This window comes from Rhizobium sp. BK008 (genome assembly GCF_014197345.1).
GTDB lineage: Bacteria > Pseudomonadota > Alphaproteobacteria > Rhizobiales > Rhizobiaceae > Rhizobium > Rhizobium anhuiense.
In genome coordinates this window covers 148,350-166,153 of the sequence record NZ_JACIFK010000007.1, presented here as the reverse complement: position 1 = coordinate 166,153, position 17,804 = coordinate 148,350, and the positions used below count along the sequence as shown (strand labels likewise).

Here is a 17,804-nt window from a genome sequence, read left to right as displayed (position 1 = left end):
GCCATGTTCATGGAAAAACTGGTTCGCGAAACCGAGCGCCTCTCGCTCATCTGCTCCATGCTCGACACGATGCGGCGCGCCGATAAGGACCGCAATGCGCGTGGCTGGACCTCGCCGATCGGCATGCTGAAAATCACCCGCTGCTGCGCCGTGATCTGCGAGCTCGGCTCCGCGATCGCCAAGGCGGGTTATCGCGAATGCGACAGGCAGACGATCGAGGAGATCATGGGCGAGACACGCCAGGTGCTGCATTTGCTGAATGCGCGGGCCGCCAGCTGAAGTTTTCGCAAAAAGCCCGCGCCTTGCGTCAAAGCGCCCTCGCCTCTTGCCGTGAACCAACACCATTTCGCCAAATTTAAAGGTTCTTGCAGTATGAAAGCCCGTGTCAATCGCCGGGCAAAGGGGCTATAGCGCATGCAGACGAAACAAGCGGCAGACCGTGAACCGGCAGTCCGGCATGAACAGGAAACCGCCCCGGCGACAGCGATGCGCGACCTCGATTTCTCCAATATCCTCGATGTCGAATTGCTGCAGAAGCAGTGCGACGCCGTTGCCGAGGCCAACAGCAACCGGCCCGACCTCCTGCGCGCCGATCTTCTGGCGGTGCTGAAAAAGGCGAGCGCGGAAGGCCGGCAGAAGGCGCGCGCCGCCCTCTTGGCCGACGGCGGTGGGCTCAATTGCGCCTACCGGATTTCCTGGCTGCAAGACCAGATCATCACCGTCCTCTACAATTTTGCCACCGCCCATATCTTTCCGCGGCAGAAGGACAAGTTCGCGGTCACCGCCGTTGGCGGCTATGGCCGCGACACGCTGGCGCCGGGTTCGGATATCGACCTGCTCTTCCTCTTCCTGCCGAGACCGGCCGAAGAGACGCACAAGGCGGTCGAATTCATGCTCTACGTGCTCTGGGACATGGGCTTCAAGGTCGGCCACGCCACCCGCACGGTGGAGGAATGCATCGCGCTTTCTAAATCCGACATGACGATCCGCACCGCTATCCTCGAGATGCGCTATATCTGCGGCCTGCAGCGGCTGGAAACCGAACTCGAGACCCGCTTCGACAAGGAGATCGTCACCGGCACCGGCCCGGAATTCATCGCCGCCAAGCTTGCCGAGCGCGACGAGCGCCACCGCAAGGCCGGGGACACACGTTATCTCGTCGAACCGAATGTCAAGGAAGGCAAGGGCGGGCTTCGCGACCTGCACACGCTGTTCTGGATCTCGAAATATTATTATCACGTGCGCGACCAGGCGGAGCTGGTCAAGCTCGGCGTGCTGTCCAAACACGAATACCGTCTGCTCGAGAAAGCCGACGATTTTCTCTGGGCGGTGCGTTGCCATATGCACTTCCTGACCGGCAAGGCCGAGGAGCGCCTGTCCTTCGACATCCAGCGCGAGATCGCCGAAGCCTTCGGCTATCACACCCGCCCGGGCCTTTCGGCCGTCGAGCGCTTCATGAAGCACTATTTCCTGGTCGCCAAGGATGTCGGCGATCTCACGCGCATCCTCTGCGCCGCGCTCGAAGACCAGCAGGCGAAGACGATCCCCGGCCTGACCGGCGTCATCAGCCGCTTCACCCATCGCAACCGCAAGATCGCCGGCAGCGTCGAATTCGTCGAAGACCGCGGCCGCATTGCGCTCGCCGATCCGGAAGTCTTCAAGCGCGATCCGGTCAACATCATCCGGCTCTTCCACGTCGCCGACATCAACGGGCTGGAATTCCATCCGGACGCGCTGAAACGCGTCACCCGGTCGCTTGCCCTGATCGATAATAGCCTGCGGGAAAACGACGAGGCGAACCGCCTGTTCATGTCGATCCTGACGTCGAAGCGCGATCCGGCGCTCATCCTGCGCCGCATGAACGAGGCCGGCGTGCTCGGCCGCTTCATCCCCGAATTCGGCAAGATCGTCGCGATGATGCAGTTCAACATGTATCACCACTATACGGTCGATGAACATCTGATCCGCACCGTCGACATTCTCTCCGAGATCGACAAGGGGCGCGCCGAGGAGCTGCATCCGCTTGCCAACAAGCTGATCTCGGGCATCGAGGACCGCGAGGCGCTTTATCTCGCCGTTCTTCTCCACGACATCGCCAAGGGCCGCCAGGAGGATCATTCGATCGCCGGCGCCCGCGTCGCCCGCAAACTCTGCGCCCGCTTCGCCCTGTCGCAGAAGCAGACCGAAATCGTCGTCTGGCTGATCGAGGAACATCTGACGATGTCGATGGTGGCGCAGACCCGCGACCTCACCGACCGCAAGACGATCACCGATTTCGCCGACCGGGTGCAGTCGCTCGAGCGGCTGAAGATGCTGTTGATCCTGACGATCTGCGATATCCGCGCCGTCGGTCCGGGCGTCTGGAACGGCTGGAAGGGCCAGCTGCTGCGCACCCTCTATTATGAAACTGAATTGCTGCTCGCCGGCGGCTTTTCCGAGGTTTCCCGCAAGGAGCGGGCCAATGCCGCCGCCGAGGCGCTGCATGCGGCCCTTGCCGACTGGAGCCAGAAGGACCGCAACACCTATACGAAGCTGCACTACCAGCCCTATCTGCTCTCCGTGCCGCTGGAAGACCAGATTCGCCACGCGAATTTCATCCGTCAGGCCGACAAAGCGGGCCAGGCGCTCGCCACCACGGTGCGGACCGACAGTTTCCATGCGATCACCGAGATCACCGTGCTGTCGCCCGACCATCCGCGGCTGCTCGCCGTCATCGCGGGCGCCTGTGCCGCGGCCGGCGCCAACATCGTCGACGCGCAGATCTTCACGACATCGGACGGGCGGGCGCTCGACACCATCCATGTCAGCCGCGAATTTCCCGACGATGCCGACGAGCTGCGCCGGGCCGCGACGATCGGCCGGATGATCGAGGATGTGCTTTCCGGCCGCAAGCGGCTGCCCGAGGTCATCGCCACGCGCACGCGCAACCGCAAGAAAAGCAAGGCCTTCGTCATTCCGCCGTCGGTCAACATCACCAACAGCCTGTCGAACAAGTTCACGGTCATCGAGGTCGAATGCCTCGACCGGCCGGGATTGCTGTCGGAAATCACCGCCGTGCTCTCCGATCTGTCGCTCGACATCCAGTCGGCCCGCATCACCACCTTCGGCGAGAAGGTGATCGACACCTTCTACGTCACCGATCTGGTCGGCCAGAAAATCTCCGGCGACAGCAAGCGCGCCAACATCACCGCCCGGATGAAGGCGGTCATGGCCGAGGAGGAAGACGAGCTGCGCGAGCGCATGCCTTCCGGCATCATCGCGCCGGCCGCCACCGCCCGGACCCCGACTTCCGCCGAAAAGAAAGCCGGTTCCCCCATATGAGCATGAGCCCCAACGCATGAGCCTCGTCAAGAAATTCGCGACCGTCGGCGGCGCCACCCTCGGCAGCCGCATCTTCGGCTTCGCCCGTGAAACGCTGATGGCGGCGGCGCTGGGCACCGGACCGATGGCCGACGTCTTCTACGCCGCCTTCCGCTTTCCGAACCTCTTCCGCCGGCTGTTTGCCGAGGGCGCTTTCAACGCCGCCTTCGTGCCGCTCTTTGCCAAGGAGATCGAGGCGAACGGCACGGAGGGCGCCAAGCGCTTTTCGGAAGAAGTCTTCGGCGTGTTGTTTTCGGTGCTGCTGCTCATCACCATCGTGATGGAGCTTGCCATGCCGCTCTTGGTGCGCTTCGTCATCGCGCCGGGTTTTGCCGACGATCCCGACAAATTCTCGATCACCATCCGCATGGCGGCGGTGATGTTTCCCTATCTGATGTGCATGTCGCTGACGGCGATGATGAGCGGCATGCTGAATTCACTGCATCATTTCTTCGCCGCCGCCATCGCGCCGGTTTTCCTCAACGTGGTGATGATCGGGGCGCTGTTTTATGCGCTCTATACCGGCGCCGATCCGCTGGCGACGGCCTGGTATCTCTCCTGGGGCGTTCTTGCCGCCGGCGTGCTGCAGCTCGCCGTCGTCTATGTCGGCGTGCTTGCGGCCGGCATGAGCATCGGCTTCCGCTTCCCGAAGATGACGCCCAACGTCAAGCGGCTGCTGATCCTGGCGGTGCCGGCCGCGGTGACCGGCGGCATCACCCAGATCAACCAGCTGATCGGCCAGGCGATCGCCTCCTCGCGCGACGGCGCCATCGCAGCGCTGCAATATGCCGACCGCATCTACCAGCTGCCGCTCGGCGTCGTCGGTGTGGCCGTCGGCGTCGTGCTTCTGCCGGAGCTTGCCCGGGCGCTGAAGGGCGGCAATTTGCGCGAGGCTGGAAACCTGCAGAACCGCTCGATCGAATTCGTGCTGTTCCTGACGATTCCCGCCGCCTTCGCGCTCTGGATCCTCTCCGACGAGATCATCCGCGTGCTCTATGAGCGCGGCGCCTTCCATCAGGAAAACACCGCCGTCGTCGGCGCGATCCTGGCGATTTACGGCATCGGCCTGCCGGCCTTCGTGCTGATCAAGGCGCTGCAGCCGGGGTTTTATGCCCGCGAGGACACCAAGACGCCGATGCGCTTTTCGGCCATCGCAGTCGCCACCAACTGCGCCACGGCGCTGACCCTCTTCCCCTATATGGGCGCGCCCGGCATCGCCGTTGCCGAAGCCACCGCCGGCTGGATCAGCACCGTGCTGCTGTTCACCACGCTGTTGCGCCGCGGCCATCTGACATGGGAATGGGCGCTGGCAAAACGCGCCGCCCTGTTGGTCGTCGCCGCAGCCGTCATGGGGGCGGCCATCGTCTTCCTCAAGCAATATTGGGCGCCGTGGCTCGCCTCCGGCGCGCCGCTTCTCACCAAGATCGGCGCCCTCGGACTGCTGATTGCGATCGCCATGCTGGTCTATTTCGCCGCCGCCTTCCTGATCGGCGGGGCGGATCTCGGCATGATAAGGCGCAATCTGAACCGCAAGCCGGCCCCGGCAGAAGACGCGTAATCGCGCTGTAGCGCATCGGCCCGAAAATCGGAATCGATTTTCGGAAAGCGCGATGCGAAGATTGAAAGTGTTAGAGCGTCCTTTGTGCGTCCGAAAGGACGCACGGCGCTCTAGCAGTCGACCCAGCGCCTTTGCGGTCCGACGTCGACATGGACGATGCCATTGCAATAGGTGCCGATGCCGCCGATGCCGGGCGCACTTCTTGCCGCCGCGATGATGGTGCGTTCCGAGAGACCGGGCATCCTGATATCGGCCGCCAGGCATTTCCCATGTAGGGAGCCATGGCGGCGGGGATGCGGTCTGTGGCCAGAGGTTATTACCGGGCGTCGCCCGGTCTTTGCGGCAATATGCGACAGGATCGCCCGCAGCCGTTCGGGAAAGCAGCCGGCCCGGACGCTGACGGTCTGCACGGTGTAGGCGGTGCGCGCCTCATGTTGGGGAAGATGGACGGCGTGCCTTTTGATCTCTTGACCGACAGCACCCGTTGCTGATTGTAGGGCGAAAAGGCCTGCCATGGCGAGCAAAGTTGCGTTCTGCATGGTCGCTCCGATCGGCTATCCGGCGACCCCAACGGCACCGGCATCAGGCGGAGGATTTTCAGTTCAAAAAAAGCTTTTCTGTGAAATTTTATACTCAATTGTGAGTAAATAGCTTGATCAATTCGGCTTAAAATAACGGATATTTCCGATCCAAAATGGAATAAACGTCTCAATCGGGAGATAGACATGACGATCCAGTCGCTTTTCCTCGTCACCCTCGTGGTCGACGACTACGACCGCGCCAAGACCTTTTATTGCGATGCCCTCGGCTTCGACTGCCTGCAGGATGAGCGACAGCCAGAGGGCAAACGTTGGGTGGTGGTGAAGCCCAAGGGCGAAGACGGAGCGGCGTTTCTGCTGGCGCAGGCGGCAAATGCGGCGCAGCGGGCGGCAATCGGCAATCAAACGGGCGGGCGTGTCGGCTTCTTTCTGAAGACCGACGATTTCATGCGCGACCATGCCGCGATGCTGGCCGCCGGCGTGCGTTTTCTGGAGGCGCCGCGCCATGAGCTCTACGGCACGGTCGCGGTCTTTGCGGATCCCTACGGCAACACCTTCGATCTGATCCAGCATCACGCGGCCTGAACCCCTTGATTGCGACCGGGCGGCCGTGCATAAGCCGCGGCGTTAGCAACATGGGTGAAAACCCTGCCGCATAACGCAGCAATTTGAACTGTTACAGCGTCCTTTGCGCGCCTGAAAAGACGCGCGGCGCTGTGGGCCCTCCACCAGCCTATTGAGGACGACATGAGCGAATTCAAGAAACTCGTATTCTCCGGCGTGCAGCCGACCGGCAATCTGCATCTCGGCAATTATCTCGGCGCGATCCGCCGGTTCGTGGCGCTGCAGGAAGGCAATGACTGCATCTATTGCGTCGTCGACATGCATGCGCTCACCGCCCAGCTCGTGCATGAGGACATGCCGAGCCAGACGCGCTCGATCGCCGCCGCCTTCATCGCCGCCGGCATCGATCCGGAAAAACATATCGTCTTCAACCAGTCGGCCGTGCCGCAGCATGCCGAACTCGCCTGGATCTTCAACTGCGTCGCCCGCATCGGCTGGATGAACCGCATGACGCAGTTCAAGGATAAGGCCGGCAAGGACCGCGAGCAGGCCTCGCTCGGGCTTTACGCCTATCCGAGCCTGATGGCGGCCGACATTCTCGTCTATCGCGCCACCCATGTGCCAGTCGGTGAGGACCAGAAGCAGCATCTGGAGCTTGCCCGCGACATCGCGATGAAGTTCAACCTCGATTATGCCGAGCATATCGGCAGGACCGACTACGGCATCGACATCACCGTCGGCAACGAGCCGGTGCACGCCTATTTCCCGATGGTCGAGCCGCTGATCGGCGGACCGGCGCCGCGGGTCATGTCGCTGCGCGACGGCACCAAGAAAATGTCGAAATCCGATCCTTCCGACCTGTCGCGCATCAACCTGATGGACGACGAGGACGCGATCTCGAAGAAGATCCGCAAGGCAAAGACCGATCCGGACGGTTTGCCGAGCGAGGTCGACGGGCTGCAGGGCCGTCCGGAAGCCGACAATCTGGTGGCGATCTATGCCGCACTTGCCGACAAGTCGAAGGCGGATGTGCTGGCCGAATTCGGCGGCCAGCAATTCTCCGTCTTCAAGCCGGCGCTGGTCGACCTCGCCATCCAGGTGCTGGCGCCGATCACCGGCGAAATGCGCCGGCTGATGGACGACACCAGCCATATCGACGCGATCCTGCGCCAGGGCGGCGAGCGCGCCAGGGCACGCGCCGAGGTGACGATGCGCCAGGTGCGCGACGTCATCGGCTTCCTCTACTGAGATAGATCTCCTCTTCTCCCCGCCGCGGGAGAAGAGGATTTTGTTCTCGGACATCAGGGCAAAAACTGGGCTTGCAAATTTCCCGCTTCGGGTGTCAGAGTCCGCGCCATGGTATCGAAACGACTCTCACGGCTCGAAGGTCATCGCCGCAAATTCATGGCGGTGATCGACGGTACACCCGAATGCCAACGCGCCGTTCATTATGCCGGCCGGCGCGCGAAGAATTCCAATGGCGGGCTGGTGCTGCTCTACGTCATCCCCGACGGGGATTTCCAGCAATGGCTTGGAGTCGAGGAGATCATGCGGGCGGAAGCGCGCGAGGAGGCCGAGGCGGTCGTTGCCAAGATCGCCCAGATCGTGCGCGAAACGATCGGTATCGAGCCCGAGATCGTCATCCGCGAGGGCAGTGCGGCCGAACAGATCAATACCGTGATCGAGGAAGACCGCGACGTGGCGATCCTGGTCCTGGCCGCCGGTTCGGCCAAGGAAGGCCCGGGGCCGCTGGTCTCGTCGGTCGCCGGCCGCGCCGCCGCCTTTCCGATCCCGGTCACCGTGCTGCCGGATACGCTGACCAACGAGGAAATCGACGCCCTCTGCTAGCTTTTCTTGAGTACAAGTCTCTTGATTAGCTCAGGCAATGGGCTTATCTTCTTTTGAAGAATTCTAAAGACGGCGGAGCCGACGGGCCGTCCGCATGGAGAACCAGATGTTCATTCAGACCGAAGCCACGCCGAACCCCGCCACGCAGAAGTTCCTGCCGGGCAAGGTGGTGATGGAAAACGGCACGGCCGAGTTCCGCAGCGCGCAAGAAGCTGAAGCGTCGCCGCTCGCCGCCCGCCTGTTCGAAATCCCCGGCGTCACCGGCGTCTATTTCGGCTATGATTTCATATCCGTCTCCAAGGACAATGCCGAATGGCAGCATCTTAAGCCGGCTATATTGGGCTCGATCATGGAGCACTTCATGTCCGGCAAGCCGGTTATGGGCGATGCCTCCATCCTCTCCGAAGACGCCGATGCCGGCGACGAATTCTTCGACGAAGGCGATGAATCGATCGTGCTGACCATCAAGGAGCTTCTGGAGACCCGCGTGCGCCCGGCCGTTGCCCAGGACGGCGGCGACATCACCTTCCGCGGCTTCAAGGACGGCAAGGTCTATTTGAACATGAAGGGTTCTTGCGCCGGCTGCCCATCCTCGACGGCAACGCTGAAGCACGGCGTGCAGAACCTGCTGCGCCATTTCGTTCCGGAAGTGCAGGAAGTGATTGCCGCTTAAAAATCTTGAATTCGTCCCTGTCGTTCATCTCAGGTTCGGCCAGGCGAATTTATCGATAGGCGACACTGGTTTATTCGGAAATTGATGGCATGATCATTCTGGCGCTCGACACGGCAGGTGTAGATTGCGCTGCCGGCGTCTACGACAGCGGCAGGAATACGATGCTGGGGGAGGCATCGGACATGATCGGCAAGGGGCATGCTGAACATCTGATTGGTATCGTCGATCGCGCGCTGGATCAGGCGGGACTTGCCCTTTCTGATATCGACCGGCTTGCCGTCACCATCGGTCCCGGCTCCTTTACCGGTATCCGCGTCGGTGTTGCCGCAGCCCGCGGTTTTGCGCTTTCCCTCAATGTGCCGGCCGTCGGCGTTACCACGCTCGAAGTCATGGCCGCTGCCCAGCGCGACAAGACGCCTGATCGCGCGGTGCTCGCGGCAATGGACGCCAAGCGGGACGAAATCTATCTCCAATCCTTTGCAGCCGACGGTTCTCCGCTCGACGCCCCCCGGGCGGTCAGCATTGGGGAGGCCCAGGCTTTTGCCGCCGGCTTCGACGGCGAGATCACCGGTTCGGCAACACCGCTGCTGAAGGCGGATGCCGGCGGCGATCACGCCAACCGATTCCCGATCTCCGTGGTGGCGCGCCTCGGTGCTGCCGCCTCCCCCGATTCCGGAAAGCCGAAGCCCCTTTATCTGCGCGGACCCGATGCCAAGCCGCAGGCCGGGTATGCGATTGCCCGACGAGTATGACGATGCTGGAAGCCTATCTGACGCTGAAACCGGAATTCGAAATCATCGCCATGGAGCGCGAGGATTGCCGCGATGTCGCCATCCTGCACGGCGAGCGCTTCGCCCGGCCCTGGGGCGACGGTGAATTTCACGGCCTGCTGATGCAGGACACCGTGTTCGGCTTCGTCGCGCGCCAGACCAACGCCATCCTGAAAAAGCCGCTTCCGGGGTTCATTCTTGCCCGCCATGTCGCCGGCGAGGCGGAGATCCTGACGATCGCCGTGCAGGCGAAGGTCGCCCGCGCCGGGCTTGGCTGGCGGCTGATGCAGGCGGCGATGCGCGAGGCGCGCGCCCGCGGCGGCGAGAGCATGTTTCTCGAGGTCGACAACGGCAATACCGCAGCGCTTGGCCTCTACCGCAAGCTCGGCTTCGAAAAAGTCGGCGAGCGCCAAGGTTACTACAAGCAGGAAAACGGCGCCCTCTCCACGGCGCTTGTCATGAAGCGCGTTCTTCGGTAGTTCCCTGTCAGCGAGATGACATGCAGGCCGGCGCGAACGCCGTGCGGCGTTGTCGAAACACGAATTTCTTTAAAGGCGGGCCATGTCTGATGTAGCCAAGACCCTTGAGGAGCTTTGCACCGAACGCGGCATGCGCATGACCGAGCAGCGCCGCGTGATCGCGCGCATCCTGGAAGACTCGGAAGACCATCCCGACGTCGAAGAACTCTACCGCCGCTCGGTGAAGGTCGATGCGAAGATCTCGATCTCGACCGTCTACCGCACCGTGAAACTGTTCGAGGACGCGGGCATCATCGCCCGCCACGATTTCCGCGACGGGCGCTCGCGCTACGAAACGGTGCCGGAAGAACATCACGACCACCTGATCGACCTGAAGACCGGCACGGTGATCGAATTCCGTTCGCCCGAGATCGAGGCGCTGCAGGAGCGTATTGCCCGCGAGCATGGGTTCCGGCTGGTCGACCATCGTCTGGAGCTCTACGGCGTTCCGTTGAAGAAGGAAGACCTCTGAAGCAATGGCAGCCCGGGAGACCAGCATTTGATCGCCTGGCTGCGCATCGCCTTGGCCGCTGTCGTCATTCTCGCGGCCAGCATCGTGCTGATGCCGCTGCAGCTGCTGGCGCTCTATTTCGACTGGCGGCTGCGCCGCAGGCTCCCGCGCATCTGGCACCGCATCGTCTGCTATTGCCTCGGCATCCGCGTCCGCGTGACCGGCAGGCTGGAAGACCGCCGGCCGCTGATGCTCTGTTCCAACCATTCGTCCTGGATGGATATCATGGTGATGTCGGCCGTTGCCGACGTCGCCTTCATCGCCAAGATCGAGGTGCGCGACTGGCCGATCTTCGGCACGCTCGCCAAGCTGCAGAAGAGCGTCTTCGTCGTGCGCGAGGAGAGGCGCAAGACCGGTCACCAGGCAAACGAGATCGCCGGGCGCATGGCCGACGGCGAGATCGTCGTGCTCTTCCCCGAGGGCACGACCTCGGACGGCAACCGGCTGCTGGAGGTCAAGTCTTCGCTGTTCGGCGCCGCCGCGATGGCCGTGCCCTATTCGCCAACGGGAACCGTCGTGGTGCAGCCGGTGGCGGTTGCCTATACCCGCGTGCACGGTATCGCCATGGGCCGCTATCACAGGCCGCTCGCCGCCTGGCCGGGTGATATCGAACTCCTGCCGCATCTCCTCGATATCGTCCGATGCGGCGCCATCGACGCCGAGGTTTCCTTCGGCGAGGCGGTGGATTACCGCACCGAGACCAATCGCAAGGAGGTGAGCGCGACGATCGCCTTGCGCATCCGCAACCTCCTGAACAGCCGCCTGCGCGGGAGGGAAATCTCCTGAAACAAGATTTCGATTTTCTCGGGCGGCAAAAACCACTAAATAGCGCGCCATGACACAGGACAGCGCCCTTCTCCAGGCCCCGGAGGCAATCCCCGACGGCAGCAACAGCCGCAAGGTCTTCATCAAGACCTATGGCTGCCAGATGAACGTCTACGATTCGACGCGCATGAGCGATGCGCTCGCCCGTGACGGCTATGAGCCGACCGAAGACATGGAAGAGGCGGACCTCGTTCTGCTCAACACCTGTCACATCAGAGAGAAGGCGGCCGAGAAGGTCTATTCGGCGCTCGGGCGGCTGCGCGAGATGAAAAAGAAGAAGGCGGCGGATGGCCGGGAGATGATGATCGGCGTTGCCGGCTGCGTCGCCCAGGCCGAAGGCGAGGAGATCCTGCGCCGGGCGCCTGCCGTCGACGTCGTCATCGGCCCGCAGACCTATCACCGCCTGCCGGAGGCGCTGCGCCGGGCCAAGCAGGGTCAACGCGTCGTCGATACGGAATATGCGATCGAGGACAAGTTCGAGCATCTGCCGATCGCAGAGAGCCGAAAAATCCGCGCCCGCGGCGTCACCGCTTTCCTGACGGTGCAAGAGGGCTGCGACAAGTTCTGCACGTTCTGCGTCGTGCCCTATACGCGCGGCTCGGAAGTGTCGCGGCCGGTTTCCCAGATCGTCGAGGAAGCTGAAAAGCTCGTCGAGGGCGGGGTGCGCGAGATCACCCTGCTCGGGCAGAACGTCAATGCCTGGCACGGCGCCGGGCCGGGTGGCGAGGCGTGGAGCCTCGGCGACCTGCTCTACCGCCTTGCCGAGATCCCCGGCCTGGCGCGGCTGCGCTATACCACCAGCCATCCACGCGACATGGACGACCGGCTGATCGACGCCCATCGCGACTTGAGAGCGCTGATGCCCTATCTGCACCTGCCGGTGCAATCGGGGTCGGACCGTATCTTGAAAGCGATGAACCGACGCCACACGGCGGCCGAATATCTGACGCTGATCGAGCGCATCCGCACGGTGCGGCCCGACATCGCCCTGTCTGGCGATTTCATCACCGGCTTTCCGGGGGAGACAGACAAGGATTTTGAGGATACACTCAGGCTTGTGGAGGAGGTTCGTTATGCACAGGCCTTCTCGTTCAAATACTCGACACGGCCGGGCACTCCCGGCGCGGAACTGAAGGACCAGGTGCCGGAAGAGATCAAGGCAGAACGGCTGGAACGCCTGCAAACGCTTCTCCTGAAGCAGCAGCAGGAATTTGCCGAATCCTGCATCGGCAAAGAGATCGACCTGTTGCTCGAAAAGCCCGGTCGCATGCCGGAACAACTGATCGGACGTTCTCCCTGGCTTCAATCCGTGAATGTTGATGCAAAAGCATCGCAAATCGGTGACATTATTAAAGTGCGAATCACCGGAACCGGAACGAACAGCCTGTTTGCCGAACGCGCAGAGGCTGCGGTTTAACCCAAGGAGCCCGACCGCTTGAACGGACAAGAATTGGTTTCTTCTTCACCGCGCCACCCCCGCACGCCGAGCGATACCAATCACTTCGTCCTGACGTTCGAGAACAACCGCTTCGCTAGCGAGCTCTTCGGTCAATTCGACCAGAACCTCAAGCTGCTCGAGGAACGGCTCAATATCGATGCGCGGGCGCGGGGCAATTCGGTCGTCATCACAGGCGATATCGTGACCACCAACCAGGCGCGGCGCACGCTCGACTATCTCTATGAAAAGCTTCAGAAAGGCGGCAGCGTGGAAAGATCCGATGTCGAGGGCGCAATCCGCATGGCGGTCGCCGCCGACGATCAGCTCAGCCTGCCCACAATGGAGCGCAAGGCAAAGCTGACGATGGCACAGGTTTCCACCCGCAAGAAAACGATCATCGCCCGCACCCCGACCCAGGACGCCTATATCAGGGCGCTGGAGCGTGCCGAGCTGGTCTTCGGCGTCGGCCCGGCCGGCACCGGCAAGACCTATCTCGCCGTCGCCCATGCCGCCCAGCTCCTGGAGCGCGGGGCGGTCGAAAAGATCATCCTGTCGCGTCCGGCGGTCGAAGCCGGCGAGCGCCTCGGCTTCCTGCCCGGCGACATGAAAGAAAAGGTCGATCCCTATCTTCGCCCGCTCTATGATGCGCTCTATGACATGATCCCGGCCGACAAGGTCGATCGGGCGATCACCGCCGGCGTCATCGAAATCGCGCCGCTCGCTTTCATGCGCGGCCGGACGCTGGCCAACGCCGCCATCATCCTCGACGAAGCGCAGAACACGACATCGATGCAGATGAAGATGTTCCTGACGCGTCTCGGCGAAAATGCGCGCATGATCGTCACCGGCGACCCGAGCCAGATCGACCTGCCGCGCGGTGTCAAATCCGGCCTCGTCGAGGCGCTGCAGCTTCTGAACGGCGTCGAGGGCATCTCGATCGTGCGCTTCAAGGATACCGATGTCGTGCGCCATCCGCTGGTCGGGCGCATCGTCAGGGCCTATGATTCCACCTATGCCGTCGAAGCCGAAGACGTCAGCCGGCAGGACTGATGGCCGAACTCGACATCCAGATCAGCGTCGAGGATATCGGCTGGCCCGGCGAGGAGACGCTGCTGTCGTTTTGCGAACGCGTGCTCAGCGCCGCGGCAATCTATCTCCGCGACAGCGAGAAGCAGCCCTTCCCCAAGATGCCGCCCGAGGTTTCGCTCGTCTTTACCGACGATGCCTCGATCCAGGACATCAACGCCGAATGGCGCGGCAAGGACAAGGCGACCAATGTGCTGTCGTTTCCGGCCTTTCCGGTGCAGCCCGGCAAAATGCCCGGTCCGATGCTCGGCGACATCATCATCGCCCGGGAGACGGTGGAGCGGGAAGCCCACGAGCTCGAAAAGAGTTTCGACGACCACCTGACCCATCTTCTGGTGCACGGTTTCTTGCATCTTCTCGGCTACGACCATATGAATAGTGCTGAAGCCGAAATTATGGAGGGGCTGGAGACTCGCATTTTGGCGCAGCTCGGCCTATCTGATCCCTACGAGGGTCAAGACCTTAAAATGGAACCATGAGCGACTTTACGACGAAGCCGGCGGCAGACGCCAAGGACTCCGAGCCATCCTCCTCTTCGGACGAGGCGGGCAGTAGTAGTCGGCCATCCGGCCGATCCCAATCCTTCTGGTCGCGCGCCGCGCGCATCCTTCGCCCGCAGCAGGGCTCGCGACTGCGCGAGGATCTCGCCGACGCGCTGATGACCGATGCGGCCGGCGACGACGCCTTTTCGCCCGACGAACGGGCGATGCTGCACAATATCCTGCGCTTCCGCGAGGTGCGCGTCGCCGACGTGATGGTGCCGCGCGCCGATATCGAGGCGGTCGACCAGAACATCACCATCGGCGAATTGATGATCCTGTTCGAGGAATCCGGCCGCTCGCGCATGCCCGTCTATGCCGATACGCTCGACGATCCGCGCGGCATGGTGCATATCCGCGACCTGCTCTCCTATGTCGCCAAGCAGGCGCGCAACAAGCGCCGCGGCCCGGCGAAACCGGCCGCTGGCGTACCGGCGATCGAGGTTGCGCCTGAGAACATCCAGAAGCCCACGCGTTCGGCCAAGCCAAATTTCGATCTCGCCCGCGTCGACCTGCAGAAGACGCTGGCCGAGGCCGGCATCATCCGCAAGATCCTGTTCGTGCCGCCGTCGATGCTGGCGTCCGACCTGTTGCGCCGCATGCAGGTGAACCGCACCCAGATGGCGCTGGTCATCGACGAATATGGCGGCACCGACGGGCTCGCCTCGCACGAGGACATCGTCGAAATGGTGGTCGGCGACATCGACGACGAACATGACGACGAAGAGGTGATGTTCAAGCGCGTCGCCGAAGACGTCTTCATCGCCGATGCTCGTGTCGAACTGGAAGAGATCGCCGAAGCGATCGGGCCGGATTTCGACATCAGCGAGCAGGTCGACGAGGTCGATACGCTGGGCGGGCTGATCTTCTCGGCGCTCGGCCGCATCCCGGTGCGCGGCGAGGTCGTCCAGGCATTGCCCGGCTTCGAATTCCATATTCTCGACGCCGATCCGCGCCGCATCAAGCGGCTGCGTATCACCCGCAAGCGCCATGCGATGCGCCGCCGCGCCAAGGCGGATGGCGACTCCACTCCCGGCTCCGAGACCGGCGACGACCGGCCGGCGGAATCGGCTGCCAACTAGCGCTTCGGCCCGAAAATTGGAATCGATTTTCGGAAAGCACGATGCGTGAAGGTTGGAGCGTCGCATTCCATTTGATTGATGCGATGCCCTTCAGTTGTTGGTTTTTGTGCCTGTCGTTGTCCCGGCACCGCCGCACATCTCCGGGCGACATGCATTAACATCCATTAACAGGACAAAGAGCCGCTTTTTTGAAAGACTGCGAACGGGTTGATTCGCGGTTTGATGGGAGTGCGCATGGAGCGGCTTGCGGACAGGGTTATCCTCGTCTGGGGTTTCAAACGGTCGCTGCTGGCCATCGCCGCCGGAGCATTTGCGGTTCTGGCGCTGCCGCCCATCGGCTTTTTCGCGGCAATGTTCATCTCCTTCGCGCTGCTCGTCTGGCTGATCGACGGGGTGGCGGCTTCGCCTGAAAGCGGCTTGGTCGGCAGGCTGTGGCCGGCATTTGCAACCGGCTGGCTGTTCGGCTTCGGCTATTTCGTCGCGGGCCTGTGGTGGCTCGGCCATGCGCTGCTGGTCGATCAGGAGGAATTCGCCTGGGCGCTGCCCTTAGCCATCCTCGGGCTGCCGGCCTGTCTGGCGATCTTCTACGGGCTGGCGACCGCCCTTGCCCGCATCTTCTGGTCGGATGGCATGGGGCGGATCGCCGCGCTGGCGGCCGGCTTCGGGCTGATGGAATGGCTGCGAAGCGTGATCCTCACCGGCTTTCCCTGGAACGCCATCGGCTACGGCATGATGCCCGTTCCGCTGATGATGCAGTCGGCGCATGTGATCGGGGCGATGGGGGTGACGGCGCTTGCCGTCTTCATCTTTTCCGCCCCGGCGCTTGCCGGGACACGCCAAGATGCACGCGGCGGCATCGCGCTCGCCGTGGCGCTGTTTGCCGCCCATCTCGGTTACGGGGCCTATGCCCTCCATCTCGCGCCGCGGCCGGAAGCCTTGCCCGAGGACAAGCGGCCGGTGGTGCGGCTGGTGCAGCCTGATATCGATCAGGCGGCGAAGATGGACAACGACGCCGACCGCAATGCGATCTTCGAGACGCATCTGAAGCTGTCGGCCGAAGCGCCGAGGAATGGCGGACGCAAGCCCGACATCATCGTCTGGCCGGAAACCTCGATCCCCTTCATCCTGACAGACAATCAGGATGCGCTGACGCGGATCGCCGATACGCTCGACGACAACCAGATCCTGATCGCCGGCGCCGTCCGCGCCGAGGAGATGGGACCGGGCACGCCTGCGCGCTACTATAATTCCATCTACGTGATCGACGGCCGCGGCCAGATCATCGCCGCCTCCGACAAGGTGCATCTGGTGCCCTTCGGCGAATATCTGCCGTTCGAGGACGTGCTCACCGAATTCGGCATCCAGAATGTCGTCGAGATACCGGGAGGATTTTCGGCCGCGGCAAGCCGGCACCTGCTGGCGCTGCCCGGCGGGCTCAATCTCTATCCGCTGATCTGCTACGAGATTATTTTCCCCGATGAAATGACCGGCGACATCAAAGACGCCAATGCGATCCTCAATATCACCAATGATGCCTGGTTCGGCGCGACACCCGGACCCTATCAGCATTTCCAGCAGGCGCGGGTCCGGGCTGTCGAAACCGGCCTGCCGTTGATTCGTGATGCCAATAGCGGCATTTCGGCGCTGGTGAACGCACATGGGGAAATTATCGCCGGTCTCGATCTCGAGCAAACCGGCTTTATCGATGCAACTCTTGATAGGCTCGGCGAAGGGGACGGAACGCCAATCCCCCGGCAAACATACTTCTGGTTGACCGAGTCGCTGCTCATTTTGATTGCGCTAATTTCTCGTAGAGGTTTTATTTCCGGGTTGAATTGACCAAAAACCCCTAAAATTGCATAGTGATGACAATCGGCGTTCTTAGCGTATGTTTGAAGGTGGGTTCTTACCGCCTGCAACGTGGCGTTTTGGGATGGATCAGGGGCATGCCGGTTAGAAACAGTTGAAATTCTTAGCTAGGGCACGACCATGATTGAAAACAAGAAGAAGCCAAATCCCATCGACATCCACGTTGGCAGCCGTATTCGTCTCCGCCGAACGATGCTTGGCATGAGCCAGGAGAAACTGGGCGAAAGTCTCGGCATTACATTCCAGCAGATCCAGAAATACGAGAAGGGAACCAACCGCGTCGGCGCAAGCCGCCTGCAGAACATCTCGAACATTCTCAATGTTCCGGTTTCCTTTTTCTTCGAGGACGCGCCCGGCGAACATACCGGCTCCATGGGCGGCATGGCCGAGGCCTCCAGCTCGAATTACGTCGTCGATTTCCTGTCTTCCTCGGAAGGCCTGCAGCTCAACCGCGCCTTCGTCAAGATTTCCGATCCCAAGGTTCGCCGCAAGGTCGTGGAGCTGGTGAAGGCGCTTGCGGCTGAAGCCGACGCCGACTGAACCACATCAGGCGTGGAATTCGAAAGGCGGTCGAAAGGCCGCCTTTTCTGCGTTTTTGGGGCAAAATTTGTCACTTTGCCGCAG

The 17,804-nt window shown here is 62.2% G+C and carries 18 protein-coding genes; 17 read left to right on the top strand and 1 reads right to left on the bottom strand.

Features of this window, described 5'->3' with window-relative positions; translation table 11 throughout:
• The first annotated feature begins 3 nt into the window (after window positions 1-3).
• The 3 genes from FHT69_RS24930 (at window position 4) to murJ (ending at window position 4,918) form a co-directional block, all read left to right on the top strand.
• Entirely contained in the window at window positions 4-279 is a 276-nt protein-coding gene (locus FHT69_RS24930; RefSeq protein ID WP_028755478.1) for a hypothetical protein, read from the top strand.
• Window positions 280-414: 135 nt separating this feature from the next.
• The gene (locus FHT69_RS24925; protein WP_028755479.1) at window positions 415-3,321 is read left to right on the top strand and encodes a [protein-PII] uridylyltransferase; all 2,907 of its coding nucleotides are present in this window, start codon (window positions 415-417) and stop codon (window positions 3,319-3,321) included.
• A gap of 16 nt (window positions 3,322-3,337) precedes the next feature.
• Window positions 3,338-4,918, top strand: coding sequence for a murein biosynthesis integral membrane protein MurJ (gene murJ, locus FHT69_RS24920; protein ID WP_028755480.1), 1,581 nt, complete (start codon window positions 3,338-3,340; stop codon window positions 4,916-4,918).
• Between the two features lie 110 nt (window positions 4,919-5,028).
• On the opposite strand, the gene FHT69_RS24915 is transcribed toward murJ, so the two are convergent.
• The gene (locus FHT69_RS24915) at window positions 5,029-5,457 is read right to left on the bottom strand and encodes a YcbK family protein (RefSeq protein ID WP_049810846.1); all 429 of its coding nucleotides are present in this window, start codon (window positions 5,455-5,457) and stop codon (window positions 5,029-5,031) included.
• 186 nt (window positions 5,458-5,643) lie between these two features.
• Here FHT69_RS24915 and FHT69_RS24910 point away from each other — a divergent pair, with 186 nt between their 5' ends.
• The 14 genes from FHT69_RS24910 (at window position 5,644) to FHT69_RS24845 (ending at window position 17,720) form a co-directional block, all read left to right on the top strand.
• On the top strand, window positions 5,644-6,042 hold the full coding sequence (locus FHT69_RS24910) for a VOC family protein (protein ID WP_028755482.1): 399 nt from the start codon (window positions 5,644-5,646) through the stop codon (window positions 6,040-6,042).
• Window positions 6,043-6,204: 162 nt separating this feature from the next.
• Entirely contained in the window at window positions 6,205-7,269 is a 1,065-nt protein-coding gene (gene trpS / locus FHT69_RS24905; RefSeq protein WP_028755483.1) for a tryptophan--tRNA ligase, read from the top strand.
• Between the two features lie 108 nt (window positions 7,270-7,377).
• A complete protein-coding gene (locus FHT69_RS24900) occupies window positions 7,378-7,869 on the top strand; it encodes a universal stress protein (RefSeq protein ID WP_028755484.1) in 492 nt (163 codons plus the stop codon).
• A gap of 106 nt (window positions 7,870-7,975) precedes the next feature.
• Window positions 7,976-8,542, top strand: coding sequence for a NifU family protein (locus tag FHT69_RS24895; RefSeq protein ID WP_028755485.1), 567 nt, complete (start codon window positions 7,976-7,978; stop codon window positions 8,540-8,542).
• An 89-nt stretch (window positions 8,543-8,631) separates the two neighbouring features.
• Window positions 8,632-9,294, top strand: a complete 663-nt coding sequence (gene tsaB / locus FHT69_RS24890; protein WP_063474773.1) for a tRNA (adenosine(37)-N6)-threonylcarbamoyltransferase complex dimerization subunit type 1 TsaB — start codon at window positions 8,632-8,634, stop codon at window positions 9,292-9,294.
• A complete protein-coding gene (locus tag FHT69_RS24885) occupies window positions 9,291-9,791 on the top strand; it encodes a GNAT family N-acetyltransferase (protein ID WP_174824480.1) in 501 nt (166 codons plus the stop codon). Before tsaB ends, FHT69_RS24885 begins: the two co-directional genes overlap by 4 nt.
• A gap of 82 nt (window positions 9,792-9,873) precedes the next feature.
• Entirely contained in the window at window positions 9,874-10,302 is a 429-nt protein-coding gene (locus FHT69_RS24880; protein ID WP_007633774.1) for a Fur family transcriptional regulator, read from the top strand.
• Between the two features lie 27 nt (window positions 10,303-10,329).
• Window positions 10,330-11,127: a lysophospholipid acyltransferase family protein gene (locus FHT69_RS24875; RefSeq protein ID WP_047617195.1), complete on the top strand. Its 798-nt coding sequence runs from the start codon at window positions 10,330-10,332 to the stop codon at window positions 11,125-11,127.
• A 49-nt stretch (window positions 11,128-11,176) separates the two neighbouring features.
• Window positions 11,177-12,583 (top strand): tRNA (N6-isopentenyl adenosine(37)-C2)-methylthiotransferase MiaB, encoded by a 1,407-nt coding sequence (gene miaB / locus FHT69_RS24870; RefSeq protein WP_063474774.1) that lies wholly within the window; start codon window positions 11,177-11,179, stop codon window positions 12,581-12,583.
• A gap of 18 nt (window positions 12,584-12,601) precedes the next feature.
• Window positions 12,602-13,654 carry a PhoH family protein gene (locus FHT69_RS24865; RefSeq protein ID WP_028757284.1) on the top strand — a complete coding sequence of 351 codons (1,053 nt, stop codon included), beginning with the start codon at window positions 12,602-12,604 and terminating at the stop codon, window positions 13,652-13,654.
• Complete coding sequence (ybeY, locus tag FHT69_RS24860) at window positions 13,654-14,169, top strand: rRNA maturation RNase YbeY (RefSeq protein ID WP_028757285.1); 516 nt, start codon at window positions 13,654-13,656, stop codon at window positions 14,167-14,169. Before FHT69_RS24865 ends, ybeY begins: the two co-directional genes overlap by 1 nt.
• On the top strand, window positions 14,166-15,311 hold the full coding sequence (locus FHT69_RS24855; RefSeq protein WP_047617198.1) for a hemolysin family protein: 1,146 nt from the start codon (window positions 14,166-14,168) through the stop codon (window positions 15,309-15,311). The genes ybeY and FHT69_RS24855 overlap by 4 nt, the downstream gene beginning before the upstream one ends.
• Window positions 15,312-15,545: 234 nt before the next feature.
• Window positions 15,546-17,150, top strand: coding sequence for an apolipoprotein N-acyltransferase (lnt, locus tag FHT69_RS24850; protein ID WP_063474775.1), 1,605 nt, complete (start codon window positions 15,546-15,548; stop codon window positions 17,148-17,150).
• A 150-nt stretch (window positions 17,151-17,300) separates the two neighbouring features.
• A complete protein-coding gene (locus FHT69_RS24845) occupies window positions 17,301-17,720 on the top strand; it encodes a helix-turn-helix domain-containing protein (RefSeq protein ID WP_028757650.1) in 420 nt (139 codons plus the stop codon).
• Window positions 17,721-17,804 lie beyond the last annotated feature (84 nt).